Source organism: Flavilitoribacter nigricans DSM 23189 = NBRC 102662 (assembly GCF_002646595.1).
Lineage (GTDB): Bacteria > Bacteroidota > Bacteroidia > Chitinophagales > Saprospiraceae > Flavilitoribacter > Flavilitoribacter nigricans.
Window position 1 is genome coordinate 101,113 of the sequence record NZ_PDUD01000011.1, and the last position, 12,566, is coordinate 113,678.

Consider the following 12,566-nt stretch of genomic DNA (forward strand, 5'->3'; position numbering starts at 1 on the left):
ACCTGTGTTAGATCTTTTTGTATTCCGACTCCGGATGAAAATAAGAAGACATGGTCCGGTACAATTGCCGGTCCCGTTCTTCCAGGTCATTGGTCCGGAAGATCTGGGTTTTTTCTTCGTACAGCTGCCACATCTTATCACCCAGTTTTTCCAGCCAGGCATCCTGGTAGCTTTTCAGGTTGCCGGCGGTTGCCGGTTGGCCGGTGGTCAGGAATTTGGCCAGAAATCGCCCGGCGATCAGTCCACCGCTCAGGGCCGTATGGATACCGCCACCGGTGATCGGATTAACGTGCCGCGCGGCGTCCCCAACGAGGATCAAATGATCCGCATACTGGGTGCGCAGCGGTGCGGCCAGTGGTACCCCACCGCCCTGGATCTCCAGGATGCGCGAATCCGCGAACCGTTCCTTGAAAAATGATCGCTGCAGAAAATGATCGAGATGCCACTGGGCGTTTTTATCGGTCATGGTACAGATAACCCCCAGGCCCACTTCCGCGTATCCGTGGCCTTTGGGGAATACCCAGGCGTATCCGCCCGGTGCCCACTCGTGGCCGGTAATGATCTCCAGCAGGCCGCTGGTCTCTACCCGGTCTACCACGAATTGCAGGCAACTGGCCAGTTCCGTGATCTTGATGTGAGTACGAAGGCCGGCCCATTTACCCACCTGCGACTGGAGCCCGTCGGCACCTACCAATACCTTAGCCTTCACCGTGATATCCTCATTGAAGCGGCGCAACCGGATCTCGCAACTGTCCGATCCGTTGGGCGTGTATCCGAGTCCCTCGGTTTTCAGCCAGGTCTCTACCCCGGCCCGTTCGGCGAGCGTCATCAGGTAGCGGTCAAACCGTCGCCGGTCCACGACATAACCCAGTGGCTTTTTCCCGTCGCCGGTGCCGTATTCGTCCGGTTTCATCTGCCGGTAATCAATGATGGATGCCGATCCCTGGTGATCGTAAATACCAAATCCGTAAATAGGTTCCTGAATGAATTCTTCGGTGATGGGAACGCCTACCTCTTCGAGGGCGTGGCGGCTGACCGCTCCGGAGCACTGTATGGGAGCGCCGAGTTCCTGCCGTTTATCCACCAGCAGTACCCGGAGGCCATTTTCGGCGGCTACCCGGGCGGTGGTGGCACCGGCCGGTCCGGAACCGATCACGACGATATCGTAGGTGGAGGGCATGGGCGTTGCATTGTATTTGTCATTCAAACAGTGGGTAGGGGGCAATGTTCAGGTAAATCGAGGAATATTACGATCCGGATCGTCCAGGGCAGTTTCGCGAAAATTGACTTTTGGAGGCTGGTTACAAAAATTTAAATTTGAGCAAAAACATGAATATAGATCTTGCATCCTTACCGCCCCGTCGTACCGGTCCCACCACCTGGTCCGGTCCGGATATGGCCGCCCGCCGGCAGGAATGGATCTGGCGCTTAAGTCCCGCAGAGATCGGGGAACTGGAAGCTGCGGCCGAAGCCGTGCTGGATTCCGGCGCGGACCTGACCTCCATCCGCGCCGCCGACTTTGTACTGCCGGAACTTGCACCCCGTTTACTGGAACTGCGGCTGGAACTGATCAACGGTCGTGGTTTTGCTTTACTGCGCGGCTTGCCGGTGGCCGATTATTCCTACGAGAAGACCGCTGCGATCTTTTACGGACTGGGAACCCACCTCGGAAATACCCGGGCACAAAACGCCCAGGGTGACATTCTGGGCCACGTCCGGAATCTGGGGATGGACAGCCGGGACCCCAACGTCCGCATCTATCAGACTAAAGAACGACAGACTTTCCATACGGATTCCTGTGATGTGGTGGGCCTGCTTTGCCTGCAACCGGCGCTCAGCGGTGGTCGCTCCCTGCTGGTCAGTGCCGATACGGTATTCAACGAGATCCGGGACCGGCGACCGGATCTGCTCAAACTGTTGCTGGAACCCATCGCTACCGATCGCAGGGGAGAAGTGCCGGCGGGCATGTTGCCGTATTTGCTGATCCCGGTCTTCAGTTATTACGAAGGTCGCATTACGCCTTTCTACCAGCGGCAGTATATAGATTCCGCCCAGCGGTTCCCGGACGCTCCGCGTCTGACCGACCGGCACGTGGAGGCGCTGGATCTCTTTGACGCCTATTGCAACGATCCGGCGCTACATTTTTCGATGATGTTGGAAAAGGGAGATATGCAATTTGTCTATAACCACGCCATGCTGCACGACCGCACCGGTTTTGAAGATGCTGCCGAGCCGGAAAAAAGGCGGCATTTACTGCGGCTCTGGTTGTCTACACCGGGAGACCGGCCGCTGCCGCCGGAGTTTGCCACCCGCTACGGATCCGTGGAGATCGGTAACCGGGGTGGGGTAGGGCCGGTTGTCGCCCGCTAGTGTTTCCCGGAAAAGTGGTGCGTCCGGTAAAGGAAAGGGTGATCAGAAATCCGATCACCCTTTCCCGTGCAATTAGCGATGTATTGGTTAGCGCCCGGTGTAAATATGGAAGTAGATCACTTGATCCCCAGAAAAGCGATAACCGCATCGTCCCCCTGGAGCGAATTTCTCGGACGGGGATGCTTATCGTTGAAAACACTCAGTTCCTCCCGGGAAAGTACCCGGACAAAATCCTCCTGATAACCTTCGCTGTAGGGAATAGCGCCACTGTTTAGCTTAAGATGGTGTGCCAGGAAATTATAGGCTGCCGTTCTTTTGGAATAACCGTAATCGTGTCGCTCCATAGGAAGGTGGACATTCTCTACTTTGTGTTCGGCATTGTAGAGGGCATATACGCTCTGGATGTACGGATATTCGATCCGGGGCGTATTGCGGGTCCAGTCGTTCCCGTTGGAGATCATGAGCATCGGGCGCGGAGCGGCCAGGGCGGCTACTTCCACATTGTTGGTCTGATGGTCCGCACTTTTGTGGATCGGCATGCCGCTTTCGCAGACGCAACCACCGAAGAAGTGGGCCGAAACTTGCACCACCGGTACGGAAACTTTTACCCGGTCGTCGATAGCCGTGAGTACAAATGTCTGGGTGCCGCCACCGGATCCTCCCGTCATGCCGATACGTTCGGGATCGACATCCGGACGGGAAAGCAGGTAATCCAGCACCCGCTTGCTGTTCCAGGTCTGGAGGAGCAGCGCAATCGGCATCTTGTGGTTGATCTGGGTACTTTCCGCGTAGCCGACCATATCGTAGGCAAAAACGATGGCGCCCATGCGCGCCAGGGCTGCCGCCCGGATCTGGATGTAGTCCGTAAAGCGTTTATCGGTAAGGTGGCCGTGCGGGGACAGCACCGCTGCGTATTTATCCCGCTTGTCGGCAGGGCGGTAAAGGTTGCCGGTCACAAAGAACCCGGGAAAACTTTCAATGGCAATATTTTCCACAATATATCCGTCCATTTCCCGACTGCTGTGGATGATCGGGTTGAGGTCGGCCTTTTCGTATTTAGCCATTTTGTCCCACTGCATGCCCTCCCGGATCCCGGTTTTCAGCATCTTGGCCCGGTCCTCCCAGGAAGCCAGATCGTCCCATTCCGCAGCCATCTTTTTCATCATTAGGTTGGCTTCGTCTTCGGTCCAGTAACGGCCGACGCAGAGCATATCGTCCTGGGCTTGCAGGGCAAAACTTAGGCAGATGAACAGGAATGGAATCATTGGTCTCATGATCGTGGTTTGAAGGTTTTGGATTTTTTTGGTGCCAAAGTAATTGGCTTTCCTTCCAATGACGATGAGCGGTAAATTTTGTATTACAAGGAATATGGAGTTTTCCGCCGGTCGGGCTGGTTTCCTGCTATTTATAACACGCCCCGAATCCTCATCGGGACCCAACGCTGGCCGAAGTTTGCAACCCCCGTACGCTAGCCTCGTACGCTGGTCGAAGTTTGTAACTTCGGCTGAATATATTGATTGATATACTTTAAATTTTCTCAAAGCCTACTTCATATCCCTGACTATAGTTTAGCTTGTTGGATGGTACTTTTTCGATTGGATATGGTGTCGGCGTTACAAACGCCGACGAGCGGTCCTATTTTTTGATTTGATGCAGCTTTTGGTTGAAAGACAAACTGCCTCTTTCCCCAAACGCTGGCCGAAGTTTGCAACTTCGGCTGAATATATTGATAAACGAATAGATTTTACATTTCCTCAAATCTTACTTCATATTCAGACTCTAGTTTAGCTTGTTGAATGGCACTTTTTCGATTGGATATGGTGTCGGCGTTGCAAACGCCGACGAGTGGTCCTAATTTTAGTTTTGATGCAGCTATTGGTTGAAAGACAAACTGCCCGCTTTCCATATTATCAAGATCAACTTCCCATCCGTAGGATGTACTAAATCACTCTAACACTGGCCGAAGTTTGCAACTTCGGCTGAATATCCTGATAAACAAATAGATTTTACATTTCCTCAAATCTTACTTCATATTCAGACTCTAGTTTAGCTTGTTGAATGATACTTTTTCGATTGGATATGGTGTCGACGTTACAAACGCCGACGAGCGATCAAAATTTTAGTTTTGATGCAGCTGTTGGTTGAAAGACAAACTGCCTCTTTCCATATTATCAAAATTAACTCCCTATCCGTAGGATGTCCTAAATCACCCAAACGCTGGCCGAAGTTTGCAACTTCGGCTGAATATTCTGATAAACGAATAGATTTTACATTTCCTCAAATCTTACTTCATGTTCAGACTCTAGTTTAGCTTGTTGGATGGTACTTTTTCGATTGGATATGGTGTCGGCCTTACAAACGCCGACGAGCGGTCCTAATTTTAGTTTTGATGCAGCTGTTGGTTGAAAGACAAACTGCCCGCTTTCCATATTATCAAGATCAACTTCCCATCCGTAGTATGTCCTAAATCACTCAAACGCTGGCCGAAGTTTGCAACTTCGGCTGAATATTCTGATAAACGAATAGATTTTACATTTCCTCAAATCCTACTTCATATTCAGACTCTAGTTTAGCTTGTTGGATGGTACTATTTCGATTGGATATGGTGTCGGCGTTACAAACGCCGACGAGCGGTCTTATTTTTAGTTTTGATGCAGCTGTTGGTTGAAAGACAAACTGCCCGCTTTCCATATTATCAAGATCAACTTCCCATCCGTAGTATGTCCTAAATCACTCAAACGCTGGCCGAAGTTTGCAACTTCGGCTGAATATTCTGATAAACGAATAGATTTTACATTTCCTCAAATCTTACTTCATATTCAGACTCTAGTTTAGCTTGTTGAATGGTACTTTTTCGATTGGATATTGTGTCGGCGTTGCAAACGCCGACTAGCGGTCATGGTGTTGGTTTTGATGCGGCAATTCGTAGAAACCAAACTACGTAAGGGTAAGCAATTCGGTAAAACAAAAAAGCAAATACCGGTTGACTCAATCCCGTTTTTTCTGCACCTGAACGGGCATATTATCGGGATCCGGAACATCTAGCTCTTGGATGCGAAATTCATTATAAAAGCGGATGATGGACGGAATATTCTCGTAGCGAAATCCCGGTTTGCCCAGTCGGCGGTGGAGCGCCGGCGCGTTTGGCAGACATCTCCTCAGTATCCTTTTGTAATTGTAGGGTGATAATTTTTCGATCTGATCGCGAAACTTGAGAAAATACCGTTTGACGTAAACGATCTTCTGGTGCCGGTAGCGGGGACCGAATACTTTTTTCTTTTCGTATTGATTGCTGACGAATAAATTCAGGTTCCCTTTGACGAGTTGTCTGGCCAGGAAATCGGAACCTTTATAGTGGATCTTGACGAGATCGTCGTTGGCGAAAAGCAGGGGTTCAGGACAGGCTATGGCAAGGAATGCCATTACAAAAGTGAGTACTTTCATAGCAAAGATATTTGGTTAGGTCCTGACAATATAATGATTGCCCGAAAACTCCCGAAATACCTTCCCGGATTTCGTACCGAATTTTATAGATAACGGATGGTGAATTCCACCACCTTTTCTTTCCATTTCTGGTAGGGAGGCGCCAGCAGATCCAGGGGCGTAGGCCATACCTGGCGATAATAGGCGCGGGAGTTGGAAAAGGCCTCGAAGGTATAAAAACCGTGGGCTTTGCCGATGCCACTGTTGTTGGAACCACCGAAGGGCAACTCCGGATGAAAGTAGTGAATGCCGTTGTGGTTGATGCAAGTAGTACCGGCCCGGGTTTGCCGGCGAATGTACCGGATGTTGCGGCTACTTTTACTGAAGATATAGAGCGCCAGTGGTTTTTCCCCCGCGTTGATCTGTTTCAGTAACGTGTCCAGATCCCGGAAGGGGATAACGGGAAGTACCGGACCGAAGATCTCTTTTTGCATGAGGGCGGAATCGGGCGTGACGTTCGTCACTACCGTTGGCGCCATTCGGTTATTCTCCCGGTTGATCTGACCGCCGTAGACGATGCTTGCCCCTTTAGCCAGGCTATCATCGAGGTAGGATTTGACCCGCTCCAGATGTTCCCGATTGACCATTTCCGTGTAATCGGCGGACCGGGTGGCATCACCGCCGAAAAAATTATCCAGGTGGCGACTGAGGGCAGCGTTAAAATCATCGATCCGGGATTCGTGGACAAACACATGATCCGGCGCGATACAGATCTGGCCTGCATTGATCCATTTACCGGAAGCGGTCCGGCGGGCAGCGGTGTCGATATCCGCCGTTTCGTCCACAATGGTTGGGGATTTGCCGCCGAGTTCCAGGGTTATGGAGGTCAGGTTCCGGGCGGCAGCGGCCATCACGACTTTGCCCACTTTTGGAGAACCGGTGAAAAAAATATGGTCAAAGGGCAATTCCAGCAGTCTGGTAGAAGTTTCCACCGCCCCCTGCACCAGCGTTATTTCCTTTTCTGGAAACAGATCGGCAATGATCTTCGCCATCAGGCGCGAGCAGTGCGGCGTAAATTCCGAAGGTTTAACGATCACGGTATTCCCGGCGGCAATGGCTCCGACCAGAGGGCCAAAGGTCAGATTGATCGGGAAATTCCAGGGAGAGATCAGCAGGCATACGCCTTTAGGCTCGTATTCGACGTAAGATCGGGAACCGAGAAATGCGAGCGGGGTGGACACAAAGTGTTTTCCCGTCCAGCGCCCCAAATTGCTCAGGGCGTGTTTAATCTCCTTGATCACCGGAAAGATCTCGATGAGGTCCGCTTCGATCTGCGACTTGCCCATGTCGGCCTGCAGTGCATCGCGGATCTCCTGTCGGTAGGTGACCATTATCGCCTGTTTTAAAGCTTTGAGTTTGGCCTTGCGTTCGCGAATAGAGGCATCCGCTACTTGGAACTGGTGAGCGCGCTGAGCTTCGAATAGGCGTTGCAGTTCTTCCCGGCTGGCTTTATCCTGGATGGTGGTTACGGTCATGGCGAGGGCTGGTTTGGATGAAGGGAGGAGTTAAGAAGGGTAGGCGGTCTGTGAAATCTAAAGCTATAGGGAAATTGAAATGCCGCTTACGGATACTATAGATGGAGTTAGTTTCCGAATACTGTACACTTCAATTTCCCGTGATTTTTTAATAGCTGTCGAAACGAACTATTTTCCCTTCACCGATTCAATCGGTACCCGCACCCCGTCCTTGTAGGTAACGATCCAGGCATCCTTCAGGCCAATGCTTTTGAGGTGGTCCTGCAGTTTTTTGGCGTCATCGTAATTGCGGAAGCGACCCAGCGCGGTTTTTTGCAGATCATTTTGGGTCTCCAGACTCAGTTTATCGGTGGTTTCCAGGCTGTTATCAACCCGGCGTTGTTCAAAAGCACCGATCTGTACGCGGTACCAGGTACCGTAGCTGTCGGAAGAAGCCTGCATTTGCTGGGTCACCGTTGCCAGCTGGGCCTGGGTTTGGGTAAGCTGGTCGCGCAGGGCGCGATTCTCGTTCTGGATCTGGGTCATTTGATCGCCACGTCCGCCGAGCATATTTTTGGCCTGATCCAGTTCCTGGGTAGCGGCACTGAGATTCATCTGGGCGGTAGCGAGTTCGTCCTGACACTGCTGGAGAGAGGATCGGGTAGATTCGACCTCTGCGGTCAATTCTTTCGAAGATCCACAGGAGGAAAACACCAAAGTCACAATAGCGAACATAACCGGTGCAAAGTATTTCATTTCAGTATGTTTTAGATGATGGAATGTATGTTGTAAAATTTGTTTTCGAATAGGTTCTAAACCCAAATTAAAGACTTTTGTTAAAGTCGGCCTAAAGGAAGACGTAGAATCCGGTATAAATACCGTAATTAATTCCGTATGCTTCGGATAGAGGACCGCAATTCAAGGCCGCCGGATCTTGCCGCGTTCGGGCGCATCTGCCAGTAATTTTTCATTTTCCCACCATGCGATCCGGTTAATCATGAAACAATCGGGCAATGCGAACTGTTGGCCGCCATGCAATAAGTATCCGGAAATATTTGGGTGCTGCGATGTTTTATTTTTGAATATTCTCTATGAGGCGCCGCTCAATACCCGGCTTCCTCCCGGCGGTTCTCCACCAGCGTCTTCCAGCCGGCGCTGACATCGATCTTCGGCCGGGTCTCATAGTAGATCAGTCCGGGGTCCCGGGCGTAGGGACTTTCGATACTATCGATCAGTTGGATGGATTCGAAGTAGGGAGATGCCGATTGGGGCACATCGTCGATCTGGATGATCCGGTCAAATTCCACCCGTTCCGGCGCCCACATGATGAAGCTGGAATTGAGGCTGTAGGTTTCCGGCAAGTCGTATTTTTGGCGGTAGAAGTTCATCACCCCGGCCTGACCGTAATGCCCCGCGACGATCATCAGGCCGGCCTGTTCTTCCGGCGGCAGACTGTGGTAGAAGCGCGCCACCTTTTCCGGAATCTCCTCCCAGCCGTGCATATCCGCGTAGTCCTGCGGGAGCTCGCGAATACTACCGTCTTCCCAGCGCAGCGGTGCTTCCAGTCCGTATTGATCTTTCATGTGGGTAACGTAGGATTTCATCTTTTCAATGGATAGAACGGGTAGGGCGTAGGGAATGACCGGCATATTCAACAATATGATTATGGGTATCAGTAGAGCCGATCTCCAGCCCAGCCAGCGCTCCCAGGCGATCCCGCCGGCAGCAAAAAGCATACTGTAGGCACCGATGGAATAATAGTCTTTTCCGCTTAGCAGCAGCAGGATGGTGATCAGCGCGATAAAGGTCCAGCCGAGCAGGCGGTAGGGGCGGAGGGCTTCGGATCGCAGGAGGAAAGCCAAACCCGCTATCCAGACAAGGCTGCCGGCCGCATGGAACAGTAATTGTGGGACGAGAAAATTTAGCGGCGAAACATTCTTCAGCTGGGTGGAGGACAATTCCTGCATGTGGCGGACGACTGGGAAATCCAGGTCGTACTGCCAGTACAGATTGGGCAGGGCGATCAACAGCGCAACCCCGAGGCTGATCCAGGGGTATCTCGTCCGGAAAACCTGGCGGTGCGGACTGATCAAAAAACCGATGATAAGCGCCAGAAAGAAAAAGGCAATGGAATATTTGGTGAGAAAGCCCACCCCGGCTGCAATGCCCAGAAAGTACCAGTACTTCGGATCTCCGTAGCGAATGATCCGGACCGTGAAGAAAGCCGCCAGCAACCAGCAGAACTGGTTGAAGCTCACCGGCTGGAAAAGGGTATTGCTACCCAGATAGGCCGGTGAAAACAGGAAAGCGGTACCGGCCAGCAATTGCGCCCATTTTTTGCCGCCCATATCCCGGACCATAAACCCGATCAGGAGGATGGATACGGCTCCGATCAGGGCCGGAAAAAAGCGGGCTCCAAAGACCGTTTCGCCGAAAAGCAGACGGGAAAGCTTCCCGATCACCGCGATCATCGGCGGGACTTCCATGTAGCCCCAGCTCAGGTGTTCGGCCTGGGTGAGATAGAGGTATTCGTCCCGGTGGAGTCCGTAGTTGGTATTGGTGCTGAAATGGATAAGCAGTTTGGCAATACTCAGACCGGCCAGGATGGGCCAGTGGATCTTATTGGTGCGGATAGTAGGTGCTTCGGACATCTTGCAGTTGAATTAAAAGTCGGCGAAAAATAAAGTGCCGGGCGGATATTACGCCTATAAATTCGATGACCGGCAAGCGCCGGCGGATGGACCGGCCTATTGCAGCCGTTTGCCGGTGATAAACTCGTAGCCCAATAATCCGGTCTTTACGACCAGTTCCACCCGGACGGCCTGTTCAACGGCTTCGGTGGAATCGTGCGGGTAGACCAGCTCTTTTTCCAGGCCATTATAACGGATATAAACGGTGGGATGGGTTTCGTTTCTGCGTCCCTTGGGGCCACGCCGGCTGTCCTTGCGGATGATATTTCTGGATTGAGACCTTGCCGGAGGATCACCGAGATAGGTATTGGCTGCGAGGAAGAGCCCGGTGAACAGACTGCCGATCCCGACCGTAGCTACCAGGAAGGACAGGAGCAGGTCGGTTTTGCGGAAATATTTGGATCGAAGGATAAAGAAGGTAGCCACCAGGCCGATCCCTAACATCATCAGGATAAGGTCCTGGACGGCAATGAACGTTCTGCGATACAGGATAACGGTCAGATAGGCCATGCTGCCGGTGACCAGAATGCCAAGCACGGTCAGAAGAGATTGCAGATTCCTGCGGAGAGATTTACGCATCGGTTGGTGCCTTTGACTCCGCTCAATGGAGCGCTTCGGATTCGATCTCCTTGACAAAATAGGTATCACAGCTACAGTGGCCGGTATCGCCCAGGCGGCCGCAAAGGGCTTCGAAGCCCATCTTCCGGTACAGGAGGTTGGCGGTTTCCATACGCTCCACAGTTTCGAGATAACATTTTCGGTATTGCAGATCCCGGGCGGCTTCCAGGCACTGACTTACCATTTTGCGGCCCCAGCCCTGCCCCCGGGCTTCGGGCAGAAAATACATCTTACGTAATTCGCAGACGGCGGATTCTCCGTTGGCCAGCGGTCCGATGCCACCGCCGCCGACTACCTTACCGTCAATTTCCAATACGTAATAGCGGGAGGTGGCGGGGTCCCGATAGGCTTCGTACATGTGGTCCACTTCCGGGTCGTTGATGGAGTAGCCGGGCCCCACCGTATTGAATTCGGTCATCACCTCGCGGATGATCCGGGCCAGTGCCGGGTTGTCTTCCGGCCGGATCGGGCGCAATTGAGCATTTTTCATAAGCGTCAGGTTATTTTTCAGGATCTGGATCCGGTGGGTAAGTTAATCGAATACCGGAAAAAATGCTAGTGGCCCGCCGCTAAAATCCGGCTGCCGATCAATATTAGGGTCCGGTAAATTTCAGGAGTTCGGAAAAAAAAGGGAAATTAGAGGAAACCTCCTTTTAAAACCTAAAACGCTGATGGAAGAACAAATTATCGACGACGCCTCTTACGATCTGACCCTGAGCGATCAGATGCGCAACTACATCAAAGAAACTGCCAAATGGGCCCAGTTCATTGCCATAATGGCATTTATCGGATTGGGATTCATGGCGCTGGGTGCTTTTTTTATCGGAGCGGTATTCAGTATGATGACCATGCAGATGGGATACGGGATGAGCGGCGGCCTGGTCACGGTCATTTACCTCGCTCTCCTGTTGTTAATTTTTTTCCCGGTATTTTACCTCTATCGCTTTTCCAGCAAGACCCAGATCGCACTGCGCATCGGAAGTGACGCCCAGTTGACGGATGCTTTTCAAAATCTGAAATCCCACTACAAGTTCGTAGGCATCCTGATCATCGCCTCTTTTGCGCTGAACATTTTGATGTTCATTATCAGTCTGTTCTTTCCCTATATGTTCATGGGGGAGAACATGGGGGGATTTTAACTTCCCCGAGGGGCCTGACGGATTGCCCGGTTTTCGGGCACTTCAGGGGCATTTCAGTTCGGGCAGCAGGACTGCCGGTCCAATTTGTTGCCGTTTATGAGAACTAAACGCCCACCGTGTTGTTCTCACAGAAGTAAAAAACGATACAAATGGAGGAGCCAAGGATTCGCAAGGATATAATGGCCCAGATGTTGACCAACAGCGGGACTAATCTGCTGGCAGAATCGCAGGAAAGACCGGTAATGCTGGTTTTCCTTCGGCATTTTGGCTGTATGTTCTGTCGGGAAGCTTTGAGCGATATCTCCAAAAGAAAAGGGACGATTGAGGAGATGGGAACGAAGATCGTTTTCGTTCATATGTCCGATAACGAAACCGCCGAGAAATTTTTCAAAAAGTATAAACTTTCCAACTCGACCCATATCAGTGATCCGGACTGCAAATATTATGCAGAATTCGGGCTCACCAAGGGCAACTTTACCCAGCTCTTTGGCCTGAGGTCCTGGATGCGGGGTTTTCAGACCGCCATTGTGAAACAGCACGGTATGGCGCCCCCGATCGGAGACGGCTTTCAGATGCCGGGCGTTTTTGTCATTCAGGACGGTGAGATCCAGGAAGCCTTTATTCACAAGTTGTCTTCCGACCGGCCGGACTACGAAAAGCTGGTGCGCAACTGTTGCACCATTCCCTAATTTTTCAACACTAGACATTCTGCAAGCGGTTCTCGGATTTTCTGCGTAATTTAGTATCCCTGACCTCCGGGAATATACACCGGAAAACCAGCACCGAACACCAAGTACCGAATACCACGATTT

At 51.7% G+C, this 12,566-nt stretch carries 10 protein-coding genes and 1 pseudogene; 3 read left to right on the forward strand and 8 right to left on the reverse strand.

From position 1 onward, the window contains the following. Positions 1-7 precede the first annotated feature (7 nt). Positions 8-1,180 carry a geranylgeranyl reductase family protein gene (locus CRP01_RS07730; protein ID WP_099149450.1) on the reverse strand — a complete coding sequence of 391 codons (1,173 nt, stop codon included), beginning with the start codon at positions 1,178-1,180 and terminating at the stop codon, positions 8-10. Between the two features lie 149 nt (positions 1,181-1,329). Between CRP01_RS07730 and CRP01_RS07735 the strand changes: the two genes are divergently transcribed. Next, entirely contained in the window at positions 1,330-2,370 is a 1,041-nt protein-coding gene (locus CRP01_RS07735) for a TauD/TfdA family dioxygenase (protein ID WP_099149451.1), read from the forward strand. A gap of 116 nt (positions 2,371-2,486) precedes the next feature. Here the strand turns inward: CRP01_RS07735 and CRP01_RS07740 are convergent, their stop codons facing one another. The 7 genes and pseudogenes from CRP01_RS07740 to CRP01_RS07770 all read right to left on the reverse strand — a co-directional run bounded on the left by CRP01_RS07740 (position 2,487) and on the right by CRP01_RS07770 (position 11,105). Beyond that, positions 2,487-3,644 (reverse strand): alpha/beta hydrolase family protein, encoded by a 1,158-nt coding sequence (locus CRP01_RS07740; protein ID WP_099149570.1) that lies wholly within the window; start codon positions 3,642-3,644, stop codon positions 2,487-2,489. A gap of 1,714 nt (positions 3,645-5,358) precedes the next feature. Continuing rightward, complete coding sequence (locus CRP01_RS07745; protein ID WP_099149452.1) at positions 5,359-5,814, reverse strand: hypothetical protein; 456 nt, start codon at positions 5,812-5,814, stop codon at positions 5,359-5,361. Between the two features lie 83 nt (positions 5,815-5,897). Further along, positions 5,898-7,334: pseudogene (locus CRP01_RS07750) on the reverse strand (aldehyde dehydrogenase family protein); the annotation flags it as partial. 162 nt (positions 7,335-7,496) lie between these two features. Beyond that, positions 7,497-8,063 carry a hypothetical protein gene (locus CRP01_RS07755; protein ID WP_099149454.1) on the reverse strand — a complete coding sequence of 189 codons (567 nt, stop codon included), beginning with the start codon at positions 8,061-8,063 and terminating at the stop codon, positions 7,497-7,499. Between the two features lie 347 nt (positions 8,064-8,410). Next, complete coding sequence (locus tag CRP01_RS07760) at positions 8,411-9,958, reverse strand: glycosyltransferase family 39 protein (protein ID WP_099149455.1); 1,548 nt, start codon at positions 9,956-9,958, stop codon at positions 8,411-8,413. A gap of 96 nt (positions 9,959-10,054) precedes the next feature. Continuing rightward, on the reverse strand, positions 10,055-10,576 hold the full coding sequence (locus CRP01_RS07765; protein WP_099149456.1) for a hypothetical protein: 522 nt from the start codon (positions 10,574-10,576) through the stop codon (positions 10,055-10,057). Between the two features lie 22 nt (positions 10,577-10,598). Then, positions 10,599-11,105 (reverse strand): GNAT family N-acetyltransferase, encoded by a 507-nt coding sequence (locus CRP01_RS07770; protein ID WP_099149457.1) that lies wholly within the window; start codon positions 11,103-11,105, stop codon positions 10,599-10,601. Positions 11,106-11,286: 181 nt separating this feature from the next. On the opposite strand from CRP01_RS07770, the gene CRP01_RS07775 reads away from it, so the two are divergent. Both CRP01_RS07775 and CRP01_RS07780 read left to right on the forward strand, forming a co-directional pair. Next, entirely contained in the window at positions 11,287-11,754 is a 468-nt protein-coding gene (locus CRP01_RS07775; RefSeq protein ID WP_099149458.1) for a hypothetical protein, read from the forward strand. 149 nt (positions 11,755-11,903) lie between these two features. Beyond that, positions 11,904-12,443, forward strand: coding sequence for a peroxiredoxin-like family protein (locus CRP01_RS07780; protein WP_099149459.1), 540 nt, complete (start codon positions 11,904-11,906; stop codon positions 12,441-12,443). Positions 12,444-12,566: the final 123 nt, after the last annotated feature.